Genomic DNA, 19,283 nt, shown 5'->3' with positions numbered 1-19,283 from the left:
GAAGTTCGGATCGACGGACGGGTCCGCGATGTAGTTCGCGCTGTAGACGGTGTCGCCGACGCGGATGGCCAGATGCCCGAACGGGTTTTCGAGCACGACCCGTTGCGGCGTTTTGGACGTGGCGTAAGACAACAGCAGCTCGACCTCTGCCGGTGCTTCGGAATCCAATTGCGCCAGCGCTTGATCGATGCCCTGGACGGGCACGCCGTTCTCGACGCCATAGTCGGGCAGTGGGTAAGTCGGCCTGAAACCATCGTCCAGCGCAAACCGCACGATGCTTGCGATGTCGATGCTCTGCCGGAACTCCCTCTGCGCACGCAGCATCGCTTCCCGCTGGGCGGGGTCGCACAACAGTTCCATCGCGTACTTCCCCGCATCGTCGACGCTGGCCGCAAACCTGGCCAGGCCCTGGCGCTGGAACAGGGCTGCGTTCTCGCGCTCGTGGCCGCTGATCACGTCGAGCAGCACGGTCGGTACCCCGAGGGCGAAAGCCTCTGCCGGCGTCATTCCGCCGGCCTTGGTGACCAGAATGTCGGCGGCCGCCATGCAGGACACCATGTCGCTGCGCGGCAGCAACCCCAGCGGCTTCAGCGCCACCCTCTCCGGCAGTCTTTCCCGCAGCTCGGCGAGCGCCCCGTACCGCCTCGAATTCGCACCGCACACCGCGATGATCTGCAAGCGCCCCGGGCAGTGGCGAACGACGCTGCCGATGACCCCGGCATAGTCGCCCGCACCTTCCTTGCCACCGGTCAGCAGCAGGGTCGGCACGTCCGCCGACAGCCCAAGGCCCTGGAGCGTGGCGCGGCGGGCGTCGGCGGATCTCTCTGGAATCCGCACCGGCATGCCGCTGGTAACAACCTTGTCGGTCGGCACGCCCGCTGCGCGCCAGCGCGTTTCCAGTTCCGGGTGGGCAAGAAAAGTACGGTCGATCCGCTTGGAGATGCGCGGGAAATAGCCCTCGAAGAAATCCGTGTGCAGCCAGCCCATTCTCGTGTCGGACAGCAGCCCTTTCTCGCGCAAGGTTCCCAGCACTTGGGCTGCCCCGTAGTGGGTGGCGAGAACGGCATCCGGCCGCTGTGCGGTCAGGTAGGCCAATACACTTTCTTCCGGATAGTCGTTGGGCAGCCTCGACAGCGAGGGCACACGGTTGCCGCGCGTCTGCATCGCACGGAACAGACTCTCGAAGCACTCCGGCAGATGGTTGGCGACGAACCAGTACAGGCGCTCGTCAACCCGTCGCCACACCGGGTGCATGAACGCGCGGATGTCCTGCAGCAGCACCGGGGTCGTCGGAGATTGCCGCCGTATCTCGTCCCGAATGGATTGCGCGGCACTGATGTGTCCGTATCCGATGGAGGAATAGAAGATGACGATCTTTCCGGTGGTGCTCATCGTCCTCTCCCGCTATGCAGAATGGAAAACAGAATCCATAGGCCGCCGACTGTCGCGCCAAGGAATCCGAGAAGGCCGAAGACCGGCAATCCCAGGAGCGTCGGTCCTCCCGGCACGGTCATGACGATGGACGAACCGACGATGAGCGCGGCGACGACGATCCCGATCACCAGACGGTTGGCAGCATGGTCGAGCTGGTCATTGGGCAGGACGAGGTGATGTTGGCGCGGTATCACCACGAGGTCGGACAGCATTTCGCTCAACTGCAGTTGCTTCGGCGGTCCACTCGGGTTCGAGTAGATCGGCCCGGGTAGCGCGCACCTGACCGAGCTTGACAAAGTCGGCCCCATCTCCTCCAGCGCCCGCCGCACTCGTTCAGGGGGCGTCATGTGGGCGAAGTCTGCCGCTTCGCTCCAGTGCAGCGCCGTCCCCGCCCGCTCCAGGGCGTTGGACAGCCCCATCCGGCGCACCATGTCGCCAAAGCCGTAGCGGACCAGGATCGAGGCGATTTCGTGCAAACGCCGTAGATCACGCATCGCGCTCAGTGCCTGCCAGAGCATTGCGCCTCCTCATCTTTTCGGGGGCTGGTTGATGCCACCGCCCAGCGCTGCGTACAGCCCGATTTGGCTTGACAATGCCGCCCTGCGTACCTGCACCAGTTGCTGCTCGACGGCAAGCAGGTCGCGCTCGGCGTCCAGTACCTCCAGGTGCGCCGCCGAACCGGCATCGAACAGCATCCGCGCCAGTTTCAAACGCTCGGTCTGCGCGGCGTGGGCCTGGCGCGCCACGGCGAGTTGCTCGGCGAGCTTCTGCCTTGCGGCCAGGGCGTCGGAAACGTCGCGAAACGCTGCCTGGATGGCGCGCTCGTATTCGGCAATGGCGATGTCGCGCCGCACGACGCTGACGTCGAGATTGGCCTGTCGCATGCCGGCATCGAAGATCGGCAGTTCGATCGTCGGCTGGAACAACCATGCCCGGGTGCCCGACGAGAACAGGTCGCTCAGGCTGGTGCTGACCGAGCCGGCGCCGCCGGTCAGTGCGATGCGCGGGAAGAACGCGGCGCGCGCCGCACCGATGTTGGCCTGGCGCGCCCGCAGCGCATGCTCGGCGGCCAGGATGTCCGGGCGGTTCGCCAGCAGGTCCGACGGCAGCCCGGGTCTCAGTTCGGGCATGACCAGGGCTTCATCCATCGGGGCCGATGGCGGCGGCAATTGGGGTTCGCTGCCGAGCAGCAGCGCCAGGGCATTGCGCTGCTGTTCGCGCGCAAGCTCCAGTTGCACCTGCAGGGCTTTGCCCTGGCTCAGCAGGGTGCGCACCTGGGTCAGCTCAAGCCGCGAGCCGTGGCCCAGCTCCAAGCGTTTCTGGAAGATTTGCTCCAGCGCTTGCTGGTTTTCCACCGTGCGCCTTGCCAGCGAAATGCGCTCGTCGAGTTCGCGCAGGCCCAGGTAGGCATCGGCGACCTGGGCGACCAGTGCCAATTCCACGGCACGGTGGCCCTGCTCGGTGGCCAGCCATTGCTCCAATGCGGCGGTCTTCATGCTGCGTACGCGGCCCCACAGGTCCAGCTCCCAGCTGCTGATACCCACGGAGGCTACGTTGACCTCCAGGACCGAGCGGCCCGCCAGCGGCTGTAGCCCATCGGGCAGGCCGGTGCGGATGTGCTGCGCCCCCACGCCGACCATTGGCGCCTGCTGCGCACGCTGGATGCGGAAGGCGGCGCGCGCCTCCTCGGTGCGCAGCAGCGCCACGCGCAGATCGCGGTTGTTTTCCAGCGCGGTCTCGATCAGCGCCTGCAAGGCCGGGTCGGTGAAGTACTCGCGCCACGCCAGGTCAGCCGCGGCCGCAACGCCCGGCGTGTCGGGCTGCGTCCGCCAGTTCGATGCGACGGGGAGCGCGATGGGATCGAGCGCGGGTGCCAGCGAGGCGCAACCGCTCAGCATCGCCAGCACCGCCACGGCCAGCGTGCCGACGAGCCGATGGCGGGCCGATGGGCCGGTCTCATGGCCTGCGCGGGCCAGGCGACGGCGAGCCGATGATGTGCCGTTGTGGTTCTCATACATGGTCTGCTCCTGTGGCCGCCGGGGCCGCATGGCGCTTCGCATGCAGCTCGTAGAGCAGCGGCACGACGAACACGGTCAGCGCGGTCGAGACCAGCGTGCCGAAGATCAGCGAGACGGCCAGCCCCCCGAAGACCGGGTCGGTCACCATGACGGCCGAGCCGAAGATGATCGCCAGCATGGTCAGCAGGATGGGCCGCAGACGCACCGCGCCGGCCTCGCGCACGGCCTCTTTCAGCGGCATGCCGTGGCGGATGTTGTCCTGGATGAAGTCGATGATCAGCAGCGAGTTGCGGATCACCACCCCCGCCAGCGCGATGATGCCGACCATGGATGTGGCGGAGAAATCCATGCCGACCAGCCAATGCCCCGGAAAAATGCCGATGATGCCGAGCGGCACGGCCGACATGGCCACCAGCGGAACGATGAACGAGCGGTAGTAGGCGACCAGCGCGAAATAGATGATGAGCAAGGCGCCGCTGAGGGAGAGGGAGAGATCCCGGTACACGTCCAGCGTCATGCGCATCTCGCCGCCCCACAGCAACTGGTAGCCGTCGATGGTGTCGGGCACGTCTTCCTTGAAGCGCAGGTTGCCGGTGCGCAGCGGGCGTCCGTCCGGCGCGGTGATGCCATGCAGGCGCCGCTGCAGGTCGAGCACGGCGTACAGCGGCACCGAGTCCGAAAGTTCTGCGCCGACGAAGGTGACCTTCTCGTTGTCGCGGTGCAGGATGGGGCGATCGACCGATGCGGGAACCACTTTGACCAACTCCGCCAGCGGCACGGGTCGGCCGGCGGCGTTGTCCACGAACACCCGGTCGAGCCGGGCGGGATCGACCTCGAAGCGGCGTGGCACGAAGGCCCTGACCACTACCGGCAGTTTCTCGTCCGGTACGTGGGCGCGGCCGAGCGTGGTGCCTCCATAGACCAGCGCCAGCGCCTCGGCAATCTGCGCAGTCGAGACGCCGGAGAGCGCGGCCTTGTCCTTGTCCGGCACGATGCGGTGCTCCCGCACATCTTCCGGTTCGGTGTCGGTGATGTCGACGGTGTCGTAGGTTTGTGCGAAGGCCCTGCGCACCTGAGCCGACAGCGTGCGCAGCCCCTCGGCGTCGGGGCCGTAGATTTCCGCCAAAACGGTCGAGCGCAGCGGCGGACCCGGCGGCTGCTCCACCAGCGCGACCTCGGCACCGGGCCAAGCAGCGCGGACCGCTTCCACTCGAGGGCGCAGTTCGCGCACGATGTCGATGGAGCTTTCCTTGCGGTGACGCTTGTCGGTGAGGTTGACGCGGATTTCCGCGACGTGGCTGCCGGCACGCGCGGCGGTACCCTTGAACAGACCGCTGAAGTCGGCCACACCTGCCTGGCCGACCCAAGTCTGGTAGTTGAGCACGTGTGGCTCCCGCGCCAGCACCGCGGTCACCTGGCGTACCAGGCGATCGGTGTCTTCCACCGGTGTGGTTTCCGGCATCGAAACCACCACGTTGAAGGTGTTCTGGTCATCCTTGGGCAGAAAGCCGATCGGCACGCCCAGCGCGGACACGGCCCCGCCCACGCCCGCCGGACGGACGAACTGCCAGGCGCCTTGCATCAGCGAAACCGCCATCAGCAGCAGCACCGCCAGAGCGAAGCCAATGCGCACGTTTCTGCGCTGCTGCAGAGGGCCGAACAGGCGCAGGTAGAGGCGCTCGATCCGTCCCGGTGCGCCGTGACCATGGACAAGCTGTCCGTGTTCGGTTTCCGGCCATGATGATTCTTCCCGCTGGACTTCGTGGCGATGAAGCCAGCGATTGGACGCCCATGGCACGACGATGTAGGCCACCACGATGGAGGCGACCATGGCGACCGGCACGGTGACCGCTATCGGGAAAAAATACTGGCGCGGCATGCCGGTCAGGGCCAGCAGCAGGGTGATGAAGACCAGCATCACCGCAAAGGTGGCCAGATTGGTGGCGTTGCCGATCTCGTTGGTCGCCAGCACGGTTTCCGCCTGCTTGTCTGCCTTCGGTTTGCGGCTGGCGTAGTGGCGGTGGATGTTCTCGATGACCACGATGGCGGCGTCCACCAGCAGCCCCAGTGCCAGGATCAGGGCGAACAGCGTGACGCGGTTGATGGTGACGCCGCCGAGCAGGTTGGCCGTCAGCGTGATGCCCATGATCAACGGCACCGTGATCATCACGATCAACGCCTCGCGCCAGCCCAGGAAGAGGATCAGCACCAGGCCCACGGTGACGAGGGCGATCGCCAGGTGTTCCAGCAGCAGGTTGACCGCGTCGTCGGCCTTCTGGCCGTCGTTGCGCGTCACCACGACCTGGATGTCCTGGGGCACGAAGCTGGCCTGCATGCGCTGCATGCGGTCGATCACTGCATTGGCGACCACCACGGCATTGGCGCCCTTCTTTTTGGCCACAGCGATGGTGACGGCGGGCAGGTCTGTGGCATAGGCCGTGCCAAAGCGTGGATCGCCGGGGCCGAAGGAGAGGCGGCTGGCCGTGGCCGGCTCCGGCGGCGGGCCGTCGGTGACGGTGGCCACGTCGCGCACGTAAACCGGCCGCTTGTCGCGCACGGCGATGAGCTGGTTGCGGACATCCTCGGCCGAGGTATAGGCCGCATCCAGCTTGATGGCTTGTACCTGACCGTCACGTACGGTGGGCTGCAGTGGCAAGGTCAGGTTGCTGGCTGGGAAGGCCGCTCGGGCTTGGCCGAGGGTCACGCCGTAAGCCTGCAGGCGATCGGGGTCCAATTCGATGGTGATTTCGCGGTGCTGCCCGCCGCGCAAGGAAACCACCGAGACGTTTTCGGTACTGCGCAGGCGCTCGGCCATGCGTTCGGCCATGCGGTTGAGCGCGTAGTCATCGTATTTCGACGAAGCCAGCGTGAAGGTGACGATCGGCACGTCGTCCGCGTCGATGCTTTGCACCAGTGGCGTCGTGGCGTCGGCAGGCAGCCAGGCGCGGCTGGCCATCACGCGGTCATAAAGCTTGACCAGTGACTGCTCCTTCGATTCGCCGACCTTGAATTGCACCTGAACGATTCCCTGCGAGTTGCGGGAAGTGCTCTCGATGTGATCGACGCCGGGCAGTTCGCTCAGAATGCCTTCGAGGGGCGTGACCACCAGCGCTTCGACCTCACTGGCAGAGGCGCCCGGCAGGCCGACCATCACGGCGGCAGCGGGCACGATGATCTGCGGGTTTTCCTCGCGCGGGGTCTGCAGCACCGCCACGACGCCCATCAACGCCACGGCGATGATGAAGACCAGCGTGAGCTTGGAGGTGATGAAGTGCTTCGCGAGAAAACCCGCGAAGTTCAGGCGCTGCTGCGTCATCGCGCGCCCCCGGCGGCCTGGACCGGCATGCCGTCATGGACGGTGTCGGCGACGCTGGCGAGAATGGTTTCTCCGTCCGACAGGCCGGCGCTCACCTCCACCCCATCGCCCAGGCGCTGGCCGGTGCGCAGCCAGCGAAAACGCGCCACACCGTCCTGCAGCACGAACACACCGTCCAAGCCACCGCGCCGAACGAGGGCCGCACGCGGCACCGTGACGGCCCGCTTCTCGTCCAGCAGGATTTCGAGGCGGCCGAACATTCCCGGCAGCAGGCGCGCGTCCCGCGGCAGCACGATGTCCACCTCGTAGCGGCGGGTCACGCCATCACCCGACGGCACAACACCCCGGACCCGTCCCTTGAGCCGCTCATCGCCCAGCGCGTCGATGCGCACGGGAATCGAGTCGCCGACCTTGACTGCCGCCAAGCTGCGCTCGGGTACGAACGCCTTGAACAGCAAGACCTCGCGCGACTCCACCGTCATCAGCGGCGCGCCGGGAGTAGCCATCTCGCCGCTGCGCCGGGCCACCGAGACGACCACGCCATCCACCGGACTGGTGATGGTCACGTAGTTGCGTTGCGCCTGTGCCGCCGCCAACGCCGACTGCGCTTGTTCCAGCGCCGCGCGGGTGGTTTCCTCCCGCACCCTGGACTTGCGCAGCGCGTCAGCCGAGATCGCGCCTGCCGGCGCCAGTTGCGCGTTCTGGTTCGCGTCGTGCTGCGCATCCCGCCAAGCCTCCTGGGCGGCCTGCACGCCGGCGCGTGCCTGCGCGATGGCCGCGTCGATGTCAGAGGCGTCGATGCGCAACAGCAGGTCGCCGCGCCTGACCGCCTGGCCCTCGCGAACATCGAGCTGGCGAATGAATCCGGTCACGCGCGAAGCCACGTCGATGCGTCCATCAGAGACGACGCTGCCAGTCACGTCGTTGGTAACAGGCCATCGTGCCTGCCGTACCACGACAACTTCCGCAGGCATCGGCGTGGATGCGGATCGAGGCGAGCTTGAGCCATCCGTGCAGGCGGCGAGCAGAAATACGCAGAGGGACAGCACAGCCGCCATGCACGCCTGCGTGCCCCTGCCTGCGCTCTGCGTGCCAGCCTCCCAGACCGACGGTACGGGGCTATGGCGGCCGAGCGCATAGGTAGTCAAGCGATTCATGAGTATCTCGAAGTCTTGGTCATGTCAGATTCTAAACAAGTTCGTACGATCGAACTATTTCCTGAATCCGTGAACGTCCCCCAACGCCCGGCCCGATAAGTTCCGCGCTTGCCTGCTTGCCGAGGCACGTCCCGTATGACGCGAGATAGGCAGCGGCAGCTGCCGCTGGCATCTGCCTACCAGATGCGCAAGGCCTTGACCCACGGGTATTTCAAAGTGGACTTCGAGATCGTCTGGAACGCCATCGAGCGCGACTTGCCAAGCCTGGGAAGGCACATTCGGGCGGCCTTGGGCAACTGAGCAAGCCTGTCTGGGCAAGGAAAGCGCCTCGCTCGGTCCTGAGGCTCGGAAGCTGAGAGTTTTTCGGCCGCGGCCGAACGACTCTCAGTCTCAATCCTCTATCCCGCGCTGCGCCGGCACGCCGGCGTTGAAGGCGTGTTTGACCAGGCGCATCTCGGTCACGGTGTCGGCGATGGCGATGATTTCCTGCGGGCAATTGCGGCCCGTGAGCACCACGTGCACGTCTTTGGGGCGCGTGCGCAGGGTGTGCAGCACGTCTTCGAGCGGCAGCCAGCCGTAGATCAGCGGGTAGGTGATTTCGTCGAGCACGACCAGGAAATACTCGCCGCTGAGGATGCTGGCCTTGGCGCGCTGCCAGCCTTCGCGTGCGAGCTGGGCGGAGCGTTCCAGGTCCTGGCTTTTCCAGCTGAAGCCGTCGCCCAGGCCCTCCACGGGCACGCCGAGCTGCTCGAACACGCGGTGCTCGCCAAAGCGCGCGCTCGGCACTTTCATGAACTGGTAGATTTTCACGGCCTTGCCGCGGCCATGCGCGCGCAGCGCGAGGCCGAAGGCCGCCGTGCTCTTGCCCTTGCCGTCGCCGGTGTTGACGATGATGAGGCCGCGGCGCTCGCCGGCGGGGGGCTCGTAGGGTTTTTCGGTCGGTGGGGTTTGGATGTCCATGGGGGCTCCTTGAAAGTGTGGCGGTCAAAAAACGGTTGCGGGATGGTGTGCCGCGCGGCGGTGCATTGGAACTTTGTTATTTCAGCATCGCCACCCACTGCCCCTGCAGCGCATGGATGGCGATGCGCCCGTCGAACACCTGCTCGAGCGCGCGCTGCGTGGCCGCATGGGCGCAGGCGCCGTGGTGCACGACGCGCCCCTGCGCCAGCACCAGCATGTCATCGGCCTGCAGGGCGAGCGAGACTTCGTGCAGCACGCTGAGCACGGTGGCGCCCTGCGCGACCAGCGCGCGCACGAGCTGCAGCCAGTCGGCCTGGTGCGGCGGGTCGAGGTTGGCGAGCGGCTCGTCCATGAGCAGCACCGGCGCCTGCACCGCCAGCGCACGCGCGAGCAGCACGCGCTGGCGCTCGCCGCCCGAGAGCTGCCCCAGGCTGCGCGCGCGCCAGTCCCAGGCCTGCGTGGCGCGCAAGGCCTGCTCCACGGCGGCAATGTCGGCAGCACTGGGCGCCGCCAGCCAGGGCCGGTGCGGCAGGCGCCCGAGCAGCACCAGGTCGTGCACCGTGAGCTCGTCGGCCACGGCCTCGTTCTGCCCGAGCCAAGCCAGCGTGCGCGCGCGCTCACGCCGCGGCCAGTCGGCCAGCGCGCGGCCCAGCAGCTGCACCTGCCCCGTGCAGGGCTGCAGGCCCGCGAGCGCGCGCAGCAGCGTCGATTTGCCCGCCCCGTTGGGCCCGACGATGCTCGTCCAGCGCCCCGCGGGCAGCGCCAGGCTGATGTTTTGCAATATAGGGTGTTTTTCGATGCTGACGCTGATCTGCTGTGCGCTGATAGCTATGTTCGTCATAGCAACCCTCCGCTTGCGCTGCGCCGGTGCATGCGCCACAGCAGGTAGCTGCCGCCGAGCGCCGCGGTGAGCACGCCCACGGGCAGCTCCTGCGGCGCGAGCACCCAGCGCGCGAGGATGTCGGCCGCGAGCAGCAGCACCGCGCCCATGAGACTCGCCAGCGCGATGTGGCGCGCAGCGGTGGTACGCACCAAGGTGCGCACGAGGTGCGGCGCGGCCAGGCCGACGAAGGCGATCAGCCCCGTCTGCGCCACTGCCGTGCCCGTGGCCAGCGCCATCACCGCGACGAGCCCGGCGCGCATGGGCACGAGCGGCAGGCCCAGGCTCGCGGCCGTGGCCTCGCCCAGCGTGAGGCCGTCGAGCGCGCGCGCCAGCGCCGCCGCAAGCAGTAGGCACAAGCCCCAGGCCGCGGCCATGAGCGCGCAAGCCAGCCAGCCGACGAAGCTGGTGCTGCCCAGCGTGAAGGCCTGCATGGCCTGCAGGATGTCGGGCGAGGCGAGCTCCACCAGATCGCGCGCTGCGCCGAGCACCACGCCCACGATCACGCCTGCAAGCAGCAGGCGTAGCGTGTGCTGCACACCGCGCGCCAGCGCGAGCGTGAGCAAGACCGCCGCCGCCGCACCCACGAACGCCATGCCGCTGATGCCCAGCTGAATGCCCAGCCGCGCGAGCCACGGCGCGCCGCCCGCCGGCACCACGCCGAACAAGGCGAGCGCGAGCGCGCCACCGAGCGCCGCGCCCGAAGCGCTGCCCAGCAGGTACGGGTCGGCCAATGGGTTGCGAAACAGCCCCTGCGCCACCGCGCCCGCCAGCCCCAGCAGCGCGCCCGCAAGCCACGCGCCCAGCGTGCGCGGCAGGCGGATGTCCCAGACGATCTGGCGCGCCACCGCGTCCTGCCCTTGCTGCAGCAGGCTCGTGAAACCCGTGCTGCCCACGCTCGCGCCCAGCAGCAGCAAGGCGGCGCTTGCGAGCAGCAGCGCCACGGCAAGCAGCAGCGCGCGGCGGCTTTGGCGATCCAACGCTTTCATCCCGGCTTGTCCTTAGGCGACGCTTCGTAGAGTGCACGCTGACCGTAGCCCCGTCATTGCGAGGGCCGCAAGGCCCGTGGCAATCCATGCGGCCGAAGGTCCAGCGCCTGCGTCCCTTGCAAAGTCAGCAATGGATTGCCGCGCCCCTGCGGGGCTCGCAATGACGGGGTTCTGGCTGCGGTCAAATTGCCCTAGCCACCTCGCCATCGTCCCGCGTCCTACGGAGCACCGTGGGCTCATTGTCCTTTGCCCCCCAGCTTTTCTGCGAGGCAACGCGCCATCGCACGCGCACCCTCGGCCAGGCGCGGGCCGGGGCGCACGATGAGTTCGGACGTGACCGCGTCGAACACGCACACGCGCTGCGCGCGCACCGCGGGGATGCTGTCCCAGCCCGGGTAGAGCGCGCGTGCCTGCATGCTGCGGTTGCCGAGCATGATCACGTCGGGGTTGGCGCGCACCACATACTCGGGGTTCAGGCGCGGGAACGGCCCCAGCGCCGCGGGCACCACGTTACCGACTCCCAGCCGTTGCAGCGTCTCGCCGATGAAGGACGATTCGCTCGCCGCATAGGGCCCGCGGCTGACCTCGAAATACACGCGCGCCCCGCGCGCGCTGGCTGGCAGCGACTGCGCCGCGGCCTGCACGCCCGCGTCGATCTCGCGCCACAGGCGCTCGGCGCCCTGCGCGGGCGGCACGCCAAGCAAGTCGCCGAGCACGCCCAGCACCTGGCGCACCTGCGCATGCGTCTTGGGCTCGAGCGCGACCACGGTGAGCCCCAGCGCCTCGAGCCGCTCGTTCGCGCGCGAGGACACGCTCGCGAGCACCACGTCGGGGTGTAGCGCGACGATGGCCTCGATGTTCGGATCCAGCCCTCCGCCCACCTGCGGCAGGCGCGTGAGCTCTTGCGGCCAGTTGGAGTAGCGATCCACGCCCACGAGGCGCGCGCACGCGCCGAGGGCACACACGCTCTCGCTCAGCGAGGGCAGCAGGCTCACGATGCGCTGCGGCGGCGCGGGCAGGCGCAGCACGCGCCCGCGCCCGTCGGTGACCTGCACGGGCTGGGCCGCAGCCACGCCGGCAAGCAGCAGGCCGACGACGAGCATGCCCAAGCCCAAGCCGCTGCGCCAGAAGCTGCGCCGGAACTGGCGCCGCGAGCCCAGGCGAACCCTCTGCCAGCACGCGCCCATCATGCGGACTCCTTCAGGCACAGCGGCAGACCCGCGGCCATCAGCGTGACGCGCGTGCAGACCTGCGCCACGCGCTGGTTCAGCGTGCCCAGCGCATCGACGAAGGCGCGCACCTCGGCCCCGAGCGGGATGACGCCCAGGCCGATCTCGTTGCCCACCAGCAGCACGGGGCCGGGGGATTGTTGCAATGCTTGCAAAAACATAGCTTCCTGCGCTTGCCAGTCCTGCGTTAGAGGCATATTTTGTTCAGAATCGTCGAACGGCATGCGCCAGTTCGTGAGCCAGAGCGTGAGGCAGTCCACCACGATCAGCGTGTGTGCGCTGCCGTGCGCCGCGAGCGCGCCGGCCAGCGCGTGCGGCACCTCTACCGTGCGCAGCCCCGGCACGCGCGCGGCGCGCTCGCGCTGGTGGCGCGCGATGCGTTCGCGCATTTCGCCGTCGTGCGCCTGCGCGGTGGCGATCAGCACGGCCTGGTGTGCGGGCGACTGCGCGAGCCAGGCCGCGGCGAGCTGCTCGGCGCGGCGCGACTTGCCGCTTTTCTGCCCGCCGAGGATGAGCTCGCGCGCGGCGATGGCAGGATGATGGGGGACGGTCATGGACACGCTGCTTTCTCCGCGTCTGCCACGCAGCCCGCCTGCGCAGCGCCAAACAGCAAGGCCACGGCCTGCGGGGCCGAGGCAAACCAGGCGTGGAAGTAGCTTGCATGGATGCTGCCATGCCGGTACAGCGCCTCGCCCACGTTGGGCCCGGGGGCCGCGCCCGGCGCCGCGGTGCGCGCGACTTCGCGCGCGCTGCTGGTGCAGGTCGAATAGTGGAAGGTGTGGCCGCGCAGGCAATGTCCCTGCCAGGCCAGCTGCTGCGGCCCGAGCGCAGCCAGGCGCGTGTGCAGGGTGACTTCGCCCGGCAGCAGCCCCCACAGCGGCTGCACGCGGCCATCGGGCTGGCGGATGGCATCCATCAAGGCCACCATGCCGCCGCATTCGGCCCACAGCGGCTTGCCCGCCTGCACATGCGCATGCAAGTCGGCGCGCAGCGGCTGGTTGGCGTGCAACTGCGCGGCGTGCAGTTCGGGGTAGCCGCCCGGCAGCCAGACGGCGTCGCAAGGCGGCAGTGCAGCATCCGCGAGCGGCGAGAAAAACACCACGTGCGCGCCCAGTTGCTCGAGCGTCTGCACATTCGCCGCGTAGAGGAAGCAAAACGCCGCATCGCGCGCCACGGCCACAGTGCGGCCTGCGAGCAAAGGCGCCACGGGCTGCACCGTGGGCGCCGGGAAGTCCACCGCCCAGGCTTGCAGCTGTGCCGCGTCCATGCGACCCAGCGGCGTGGCCGCGAGCGCGTCGGCCGCGGCGTCGAGCCGCGCCATGGCATCGCCCAATTCTGTCGCGGCCACGAGTCCCAGGTGCCGCTCGGGCAGCGTGAGCGCCGGGTTGCGCAGCAGCGCGCCCAGCCAGTGCGCGGGATTTTGCAGGCTGGCCTGCAGCATGCCCGCGTGGCGCTCGCTGCCCACGCGGTTGGCCAGCACGCCGGCCCAGCGCAGACCGGCGCGGTAATGCTGCAGCCCATACGCCACGGCCCCGAAGGTGCCGGCCATGGCGCCGGCGTCGATCACGGCGAGCACCGGCAGGCCAAAGCGCAGTGCCAGATCGGCCGCGCTGGGCTCGCCGTCGTACAGGCCCATCACGCCCTCGACGATGAGCAGGTCGGCCTGCTGCGCTGCGGCGTGCAGGCGCGCGCGGCAGTCGGCTTCGCCCGTCATCCACAGGTCGAGCTGGTACACCGGCGCGCCGCTGGCCAGCGCGTGCCAGAACGGGTCGAGAAAATCTGGCCCGCACTTGAACACGCGCACGCGCCGCCCCTGGCGCGCATGCAGCCTGGCCAGCGCGGCGGTGATCGTGGTCTTGCCCTGCCCCGAAGCCGGGGCCGTGACCAGCACGGCGGGGCAGCGGGCGACAGCGCCTTGGCTCAAGTTAGCTATGTCAGCCATGTCAGCCATGTCCAGCTCCGCAAGTGCCCTTTGCCTTTGCATGTCTTTCCTTCCCATTTTCATCAGCGCCAAGGATGCCGGCAGCGCGCGCGGCGGCACCATTGCCGGGCATCACTGCGGCGCCCATTTGAGCCCCACGTACAGCATGCGCCCCGACGGCACGTAAGTGTTCGCGAGCTGGTAGCGCTTGTCGCCGAGGTTGTCCACGCGCGCGAGCAGTTGCGTGTCGCGCGCCACCTGCGTGCTCGCGTGCAGGTTCCAGAGCATGTAGCCGCCGAGCCGGTTTTTGTTCGCGGCGTCGTCGAAGCGCTGGCCCGTGGCCTGCACTTCGCCGCCCAGCGTCCAATCGGCCAGGCGGGTGTCGGCGCCCAGCGTGGCGTAGCGCTGCGCGCGGCGCGCCAGGCGCTTGTCGGTGTCGAGGTTGCGCGGGTCTTGCCAGTCGATCGAGCCGTGCAGCTGCACCCCGCCCCAGCGCTGCGAACCGGCCAGCGTCACGCCCTGGTAGCGCGCGTGCGCCGTGTTCGCATAGCAGCCGTAGGCCGAGGCGCAGGTGCCCGCGCCGACGAAGTTGATCAGGTTGCTCACGCGGTTGCGATAGACCACGAGCGATGCGCTGCTGTGGCCCTGGTCGTAGCGCAGGCCCAGCTCGGCGTTGTAGCTGGTTTCGGGCTGCAGCGCGGGGTTGCCGTATTCGCTGAAGCGCTGGTAGAGCGTGGGCGCGCGAAAGGCCGAGCCCCACGACGCCGTGGCGCGCCAATGCGGCGCAAAGGCGTAGCCGTAGGCCGCGCTCGCGGTGTTCTTGATGCCGAATTCGCTGTCGTCGTCGTGGCGCCAGTGCAGCTGCAGCGTGTGCGCGCCCGCGTGCAGGCCGTAGCCCAGCGCCAGTGCATTCTGCGCACGGCTGCCGCGGATGGCCGTGCTCCAGGCGTCGAGCGCGGGGTTCGTGAGCTCGTCCTCGCGGCGTTCGAGCGCGGCGCTGAAACTGTGCACGCCCAGGCGGTAGTCGTTCTGCCAGAGGTAGTTGCGCAGCCGCGTCTCGGTCAGGTAGGGCGAGGGTGTGGTTTCGTAGCGGCTGTAGCTGTCGGTGGCCGACAGGCGCATGGTGTAGGCGTCGCTCCAGTCGGCCGTCCAGGTCAGGCCGGCGGTGCGCAGGCGCTCCTTGTTGCGGTCATCATCCAGGGGCATGGAGGGTTTGGGCATGCCAGACAGGTAGGCGTCGTAGCCTGAATTGAGCTGGTTTGCGAGCAAGGTGGCATCAAGCCGGTGGCGCGCATCGATCTTGAAGCCCAGGCGCGCGTGGCCCGAGGTGCTGCGGTAGTCGTCGCTGTCAGGATTGTGCGGCACGCCCGCGCGGATGTCCCAGCCGTCGCTGCGCTCGTACGCGAGGCTCAAAGCGTAGTCGAGGGCATTGTCCACGCCCGTGGCGCCGCTCACGCCGGCTTCGAGCTTGCTCGTGCCGCGGTTGCCCACGCCCACGCTCACATAGGGCGCGGGCGGGCCTTCGCCCTTGCGCGTGAAGAGCTGGATCACGCCGCCGATGGCGTCCGAGCCATACACGGCCGCAGCCGGCCCGCGCAGCACCTCGATGCGTTCGATCTGCGCGAGCGGGATCTGCTCCCACAAGGCGCCGCCCGTGGATTGCGAATCCACGCGCACGCCGTCGATATACACGGCGGTGAAGCGCGATTCGGCGCCACGCAAAAACACGCTGGTCGCATTGCCCGGCCCGCCATTGCGCGCAATTTCCACGCCCGGCAGGCGCGCCAGCACGTCGGCCACGCCCGTAGCGCCGCTGCTTTCTATGGTTTCACGATCGACGATGGACAAGTCCGCCACCAGGTCGGACAAAGGCTGCGGCGTGCGCGTGGCCGTGACCACCACATCCTGCAGCGAAGGGGCGCGCAGATTCTGCGCGAGCAGGGTTTGCGCCTGCGCGCACGGCAGCGCCGCGGCGATGGCAGACAAGGCGAAGCACGCCGCAGGGGCGCGCAGCAAGGGCGCGACCGAGCGCGCAGGAAAGAGACGATTTTTCATGGAGAGCATCCCACCGAGGGAAGCGCCCGCGCCGGCTTCCCCGCCGGCTCGTGGGCAAAAATGGCTGCAGGCGCAAAAAGCGCAGGCAGCCGCCTCGTTGGCCGGTATCCGGGCTGGCGGAACGCCCTCCAAAGCCTTCCCAGATACCTTTCAGGGCACCCAGTGGCGTGGGGATGGAGAGGGAATCGGCAAGATTCGTCCGCTGACCGTTGCGGGGGCAGCGCAGGCTCGGTGCGCATCGTGGATGCGCCCCTCCCTGCTTCCCGTTTAACCGCAGCCCTTGAATCGGGCCGCGAGCACCAACGGCGGGGATTCTAATGTGCGCGCCTCTACAATCCGAGCCGCCATGGACGACGCCGCCTCCCCCAACGACCCCATCACCCAGCTCGGCGAGCGCATCGAGCGCCTGCTGCAGCGCCACGCCGAACTGCAGCGCAGCAACGCGCTGCTCACCGAGCAAGTGGCCAGCCTCACCAAAGAGCGCGATTCGCTCGCCTCGCGCCTGCGTGCCGCGCGCGCGCGCGTGGATGCGCTCCTCGAACGCCTGCCCGAAACGCCCCCCACGAAGGAAGCGTCATGAAACAGATAGAGGTGCAAATCCTGCAGCAAAGCTACCTGCTGAGCTGCCCCGAAGGCCAGGAGGCGCGCTTGCTCGACGCCGTAGAGCGCGTGGACACCGCCATGACGCGCATCCGCGACGCCGGCAAGGTGCGCGTGCGCGAGCGCATCGCCGTGCTGGCCGCACTGAACCTCGCCTTTGAGCTTGCCGAGCGTGAAAACGCCGCCATCACCGCAGCCGCCCAAGCCGCATCCGACTCCACACCCCTGCCCACCGGCGCAAGCCAGCGCCTGCAAACGCTGGTGCAGCGCCTGGACGACGCCCTGGGCACGAACGGCATGCTGTTCGAATAAGGCAGGGGAGCGGCATCGGCCACAAGACGCGCAGCACTGTGCGCTGGCTGCGCCGATGCCAGCATCATCCGGTTACTGCGACGCCAACTGCTTTTGCAGCGCATGCAGACGTGCGCTGACAGAGTGCAGCAAAATCATCAAAAGCTTGTTGCCCAGCCACGGCAGCGTCAGCATGATGTCTTTGAATGCGTGACTGGACAGCACCACCAGGTCCACTGGTTCCGTTGCCACACACGAAACGGTGCGCGGCTTGTGGTCAATCATCGACATGCCGCCCACTGCCGCACCAGAACCTATGGTGTCCACGGACACCGGTTGACCTCTGTCGTTCTCGATGAACAACTCCGCATGGCCGGTAAGCAAAAAAAACATGTAGTTGCCGACCTCGCCCTGCTGTACGAGCTTGGCCCCCCGCGGGGCTGAATAGCACACCATGAAATTGCAGAGCAGCAAGGTCTCGCTCGTGTCTGGCCCCTCCACCAACCCGAAGTTGCTGAAGATTTCATGGATGTCGTCGGCAAACTCTATAGCCCCACCCAGGCACTCAAAATCAGCCGGAAGCATGTCACTCAAAGAATCCATAAAGCTGCTACTTGTTTACTCGCAATCTCGGCAAAAATTGTGCTCAACGCACATTCCCATTGGCGGTCATCATAGCCGCTATTTTTCGCCGACTTTGCCCTGGCCAAGCTGCGAAGGTCAACTGTATCTTGTTGTACGGCGACCACATCTTCTGCCGAAAAGGGCCGATCTGCTAGGATGCAACTGGCTATTACTCGCCCGCCCAAAATGTCGTTTCTCACGAATGTGTCACTGACCGAACTGAACCAGGTGCTGCAGGTAATGCAGCAGTCCTTGACGATTCGCAGTCACTACGCCCTGTTCAACTGGCTGCAAGGAGACATACAGCACTTCGTGCCACACGACATCGTCATAGTGGCCTGGGGCAATTTTTCTCTGGGACTGGTGTGCTATGACGTCGTCTCACCACTGCCCGGGCTGCGCACAGCATCGTTTGGCGACAAGTCCATCCAACCCTATATCACCAGCCTTTTGCAACGCTGGCACGCTTGCGACCATGCGCCCTTCACGGTGCACTCCAACGAGGGCATGCAGTTTCACGACATCGACAACCCCGACATCCTGAACTCCCTCTCGCGCATGCGCACCGCCTTGGTCCATGGCATCAAAGACCAGCGTGGCCGGCAGGATTGCCTTTACGTTTTCATGGGCTCAGCCGCCTTGGCGGGGGAGCCTCCTCGCGAAGCGCTGCGCTACCTCTTGCCCTACATCGATGCGGCCTTCCGTCAGGTTGCGCATTTGCCGGAGCAATACCTTACCCCCCCGGTGTCTACCAATAAGCCCCAACCCCTCAAAACCGACGCTGATATAGGCCTGAGCGCACGCGAGGTGGACATCATGGAGTGGGTGCGCAAAGGCAAAACCAATCAAGAGATCGGCATGATCCTGGACATCAGCGCCTTCACGGTCAAAAACCACGTGCAGCGCATTTTCAAAAAACTGAACGTCGTCAACCGCGCGCAGGCCGTGGCCAAAATCGAAACCATGCGCAGCAATTCCACCTGACGAGAATTGCACATAAAAAATGCCGCAACAGTATGCAGCATTTTTTATGGAGAAGAAAACAAACTCAAGCCACCGCTGCTGCCGGTGTCGCGCGCCGACGCCGTTGCAGCAAACCACCCAAACCAAGGGCTGAACCGAACAGCAGTGCGGCTGCGGGAATGGGCGTGGGCACCACTGTCATCAGATCCTGAGATTTACCGCTTGTCAATTTGACAAGCTTATAGTCACCTGTGGACGATGAGGTAGAGAGATTACTCAACCATTCTTGCGCCATATTCCGGGCATTGCTATTTCCTGATGTAACGCGAAAATTTCCTCTACTCAAATCAAGAGAGCTGCTATCGTATGCAATCTCCCAAACCGCCAACTGCATGGCAGCAGAAACAACATTGCTTGCGCCCGCCAAAACATCTTTGTAATGTTGATTGAAAAGCTGGGTCATCTTTCCTGACCATGAATCACTCCCACTGCTGTCGCTCGTGTAATTAGCAGGAGTATTAATAAACTGCGTCAACTCAATACACCAAGCCAGAATCGAACCAGGCGAAGAAATCAGTGGATCATTCGACGAATTTACCTTCATGTTAAAACCGCCGGCCTGTACTGAGCCGCTCGTTGGGCCAGCCACGCCAAAACTCAGGTAATTACCGTATTGGGGCCCGACATAGTCCAAACCCACCGTCCCCGCCACTGCAGAATGCAAGGGCGCTATCGCACCTAATGCCACACCTGCCAACAGCGAAACTGCCCTCAAAGAAAACTTAAGCTTGCTCATTGGGAATCCTCCTAAAAAATAAAAATGGAATTGAAGGTTAAAGCATCGTT

General features: G+C 66.6%; 17 protein-coding genes, 1 pseudogene and 1 riboswitch. Of the genes and pseudogenes, 4 read left to right on the top strand and 14 right to left on the bottom strand.

All coding sequences use genetic code 11. The features are described 5' to 3' along the window. Positions 1-408: 408 nt before the first annotated feature. The 5 genes and pseudogenes from FK527_RS17575 to FK527_RS11545 form a co-directional block, all read right to left on the bottom strand. A pseudogene (locus tag FK527_RS17575) lies at positions 409-1,392 on the bottom strand (MGDG synthase family glycosyltransferase); the annotation flags it as partial. Beyond that, a complete protein-coding gene (locus FK527_RS17570; protein ID WP_246072762.1) occupies positions 1,389-1,952 on the bottom strand; it encodes a hypothetical protein in 564 nt (187 codons plus the stop codon). The pseudogene FK527_RS17575 and the gene FK527_RS17570, both read right to left, overlap by 4 nt. Positions 1,953-1,961: 9 nt before the next feature. After that, positions 1,962-3,452 (bottom strand): efflux transporter outer membrane subunit, encoded by a 1,491-nt coding sequence (locus tag FK527_RS11555; RefSeq protein ID WP_144733850.1) that lies wholly within the window; start codon positions 3,450-3,452, stop codon positions 1,962-1,964. Next, positions 3,445-6,768 carry an efflux RND transporter permease subunit gene (locus FK527_RS11550; RefSeq protein ID WP_144733847.1) on the bottom strand — a complete coding sequence of 1,108 codons (3,324 nt, stop codon included), beginning with the start codon at positions 6,766-6,768 and terminating at the stop codon, positions 3,445-3,447. Before FK527_RS11550 ends, FK527_RS11555 begins: the two co-directional genes overlap by 8 nt. After that, entirely contained in the window at positions 6,765-7,925 is a 1,161-nt protein-coding gene (locus FK527_RS11545; protein ID WP_222116149.1) for an efflux RND transporter periplasmic adaptor subunit, read from the bottom strand. Before FK527_RS11545 ends, FK527_RS11550 begins: the two co-directional genes overlap by 4 nt. 135 nt (positions 7,926-8,060) lie before the next feature. Here FK527_RS11545 and FK527_RS11540 point away from each other — a divergent pair, with 135 nt between their 5' ends. After that, entirely contained in the window at positions 8,061-8,225 is a 165-nt protein-coding gene (locus FK527_RS11540; protein WP_144733844.1) for a HepT-like ribonuclease domain-containing protein, read from the top strand. A gap of 90 nt (positions 8,226-8,315) precedes the next feature. Here FK527_RS11540 and cobO read toward each other — a convergent pair whose 3' ends face one another. The 7 genes from cobO to FK527_RS11505 all read right to left on the bottom strand — a co-directional run bounded on the left by cobO (position 8,316) and on the right by FK527_RS11505 (position 15,959). Further along, positions 8,316-8,885, bottom strand: coding sequence for a cob(I)yrinic acid a,c-diamide adenosyltransferase (cobO, locus tag FK527_RS11535; protein WP_144733841.1), 570 nt, complete (start codon positions 8,883-8,885; stop codon positions 8,316-8,318). A gap of 76 nt (positions 8,886-8,961) precedes the next feature. Continuing rightward, positions 8,962-9,726, bottom strand: a complete 765-nt coding sequence (locus FK527_RS11530) for an ABC transporter ATP-binding protein (protein WP_144733838.1) — start codon at positions 9,724-9,726, stop codon at positions 8,962-8,964. Continuing rightward, positions 9,723-10,754 carry a FecCD family ABC transporter permease gene (locus FK527_RS11525; RefSeq protein ID WP_144733835.1) on the bottom strand — a complete coding sequence of 344 codons (1,032 nt, stop codon included), beginning with the start codon at positions 10,752-10,754 and terminating at the stop codon, positions 9,723-9,725. Before FK527_RS11525 ends, FK527_RS11530 begins: the two co-directional genes overlap by 4 nt. 236 nt (positions 10,755-10,990) lie before the next feature. Beyond that, a complete protein-coding gene (locus FK527_RS11520; protein WP_186298434.1) occupies positions 10,991-11,857 on the bottom strand; it encodes an ABC transporter substrate-binding protein in 867 nt (288 codons plus the stop codon). Between the two features lie 83 nt (positions 11,858-11,940). Further along, positions 11,941-12,537 (bottom strand): bifunctional adenosylcobinamide kinase/adenosylcobinamide-phosphate guanylyltransferase, encoded by a 597-nt coding sequence (locus FK527_RS11515; RefSeq protein WP_144733832.1) that lies wholly within the window; start codon positions 12,535-12,537, stop codon positions 11,941-11,943. Continuing rightward, positions 12,534-13,925 (bottom strand): cobyrinic acid a,c-diamide synthase CobB, encoded by a 1,392-nt coding sequence (locus tag FK527_RS11510; protein WP_144733970.1) that lies wholly within the window; start codon positions 13,923-13,925, stop codon positions 12,534-12,536. Before FK527_RS11510 ends, FK527_RS11515 begins: the two co-directional genes overlap by 4 nt. A gap of 111 nt (positions 13,926-14,036) precedes the next feature. Then, positions 14,037-15,959, bottom strand: coding sequence for a TonB-dependent receptor domain-containing protein (locus FK527_RS11505; protein WP_144733829.1), 1,923 nt, complete (start codon positions 15,957-15,959; stop codon positions 14,037-14,039). 82 nt (positions 15,960-16,041) lie between these two features. Beyond that, positions 16,042-16,278, bottom strand: a riboswitch (cobalamin riboswitch). Between the two features lie 27 nt (positions 16,279-16,305). Between FK527_RS11505 and FK527_RS11500 the strand changes: the two genes are divergently transcribed. Further along, a complete protein-coding gene (locus FK527_RS11500; protein WP_144733827.1) occupies positions 16,306-16,539 on the top strand; it encodes a DUF904 domain-containing protein in 234 nt (77 codons plus the stop codon). After that, positions 16,536-16,871 (top strand): cell division protein ZapA, encoded by a 336-nt coding sequence (locus tag FK527_RS11495; RefSeq protein WP_144733824.1) that lies wholly within the window; start codon positions 16,536-16,538, stop codon positions 16,869-16,871. Before FK527_RS11500 ends, FK527_RS11495 begins: the two co-directional genes overlap by 4 nt. Before the next feature lie 72 nt (positions 16,872-16,943). Here the strand turns inward: FK527_RS11495 and FK527_RS11490 are convergent, their stop codons facing one another. Continuing rightward, positions 16,944-17,453: a Crp/Fnr family transcriptional regulator gene (locus FK527_RS11490; RefSeq protein ID WP_144733821.1), complete on the bottom strand. Its 510-nt coding sequence runs from the start codon at positions 17,451-17,453 to the stop codon at positions 16,944-16,946. Between the two features lie 207 nt (positions 17,454-17,660). On the opposite strand from FK527_RS11490, the gene epsA reads away from it, so the two are divergent. Further along, positions 17,661-18,458: an XrtB/PEP-CTERM-associated transcriptional regulator EpsA gene (epsA, locus tag FK527_RS11485; protein ID WP_144733818.1), complete on the top strand. Its 798-nt coding sequence runs from the start codon at positions 17,661-17,663 to the stop codon at positions 18,456-18,458. A gap of 64 nt (positions 18,459-18,522) precedes the next feature. Here epsA and FK527_RS11480 read toward each other — a convergent pair whose 3' ends face one another. After that, positions 18,523-19,233 (bottom strand): hypothetical protein, encoded by a 711-nt coding sequence (locus tag FK527_RS11480; protein ID WP_144733816.1) that lies wholly within the window; start codon positions 19,231-19,233, stop codon positions 18,523-18,525. Between the last annotated feature and the right edge of the window lie 50 nt (positions 19,234-19,283).

The sequence above is a fragment of the Extensimonas perlucida genome, assembly GCF_007655255.1.
Lineage (GTDB): Bacteria > Pseudomonadota > Gammaproteobacteria > Burkholderiales > Burkholderiaceae_C > Extensimonas > Extensimonas perlucida.
Note: the sequence above shows the minus strand (reverse complement) of the source record. Positions and strands in the feature narration are given on the sequence as shown.

Excerpts from the sequence above, each read along its gene's own strand:
- FK527_RS11480 (WP_144733816.1), bottom strand. The coding sequence starts at position 19,233 with ATGAGCAAGCTTAAGTTTTCTTTGAGGGCAGTTTCGCTGTTGGCAGGT.
- FK527_RS11555 (WP_144733850.1), bottom strand. The coding sequence starts at position 3,452 with ATGTATGAGAACCACAACGGCACATCATCGGCTCGCCGTCGCCTGGCC.
- FK527_RS11550 (WP_144733847.1), bottom strand. The coding sequence starts at position 6,768 with ATGACGCAGCAGCGCCTGAACTTCGCGGGTTTTCTCGCGAAGCACTTC.
- FK527_RS11540 (WP_144733844.1), top strand. The coding sequence starts at position 8,061 with ATGACGCGAGATAGGCAGCGGCAGCTGCCGCTGGCATCTGCCTACCAG.
- FK527_RS11500 (WP_144733827.1), top strand. The coding sequence starts at position 16,306 with ATGGACGACGCCGCCTCCCCCAACGACCCCATCACCCAGCTCGGCGAG.
- FK527_RS11515 (WP_144733832.1), bottom strand. The coding sequence starts at position 12,537 with ATGACCGTCCCCCATCATCCTGCCATCGCCGCGCGCGAGCTCATCCTC.
- FK527_RS11490 (WP_144733821.1), bottom strand. The coding sequence starts at position 17,453 with ATGGATTCTTTGAGTGACATGCTTCCGGCTGATTTTGAGTGCCTGGGT.
- FK527_RS11520 (WP_186298434.1), bottom strand. The coding sequence starts at position 11,857 with ATGCTCGTCGTCGGCCTGCTGCTTGCCGGCGTGGCTGCGGCCCAGCCC.
- FK527_RS11525 (WP_144733835.1), bottom strand. The coding sequence starts at position 10,754 with ATGAAAGCGTTGGATCGCCAAAGCCGCCGCGCGCTGCTGCTTGCCGTG.
- cobO (WP_144733841.1), bottom strand. The coding sequence starts at position 8,885 with ATGGACATCCAAACCCCACCGACCGAAAAACCCTACGAGCCCCCCGCC.
- FK527_RS11530 (WP_144733838.1), bottom strand. The coding sequence starts at position 9,726 with ATGACGAACATAGCTATCAGCGCACAGCAGATCAGCGTCAGCATCGAA.
- epsA (WP_144733818.1), top strand. The coding sequence starts at position 17,661 with ATGTCGTTTCTCACGAATGTGTCACTGACCGAACTGAACCAGGTGCTG.
- FK527_RS17570 (WP_246072762.1), bottom strand. The coding sequence starts at position 1,952 with ATGCTCTGGCAGGCACTGAGCGCGATGCGTGATCTACGGCGTTTGCAC.
- FK527_RS11505 (WP_144733829.1), bottom strand. The coding sequence starts at position 15,959 with ATGAAAAATCGTCTCTTTCCTGCGCGCTCGGTCGCGCCCTTGCTGCGC.
- FK527_RS11545 (WP_222116149.1), bottom strand. The coding sequence starts at position 7,925 with ATGAATCGCTTGACTACCTATGCGCTCGGCCGCCATAGCCCCGTACCG.
- FK527_RS11510 (WP_144733970.1), bottom strand. The coding sequence starts at position 13,925 with ATGGCTGACATAGCTAACTTGAGCCAAGGCGCTGTCGCCCGCTGCCCC.
- FK527_RS11495 (WP_144733824.1), top strand. The coding sequence starts at position 16,536 with ATGAAACAGATAGAGGTGCAAATCCTGCAGCAAAGCTACCTGCTGAGC.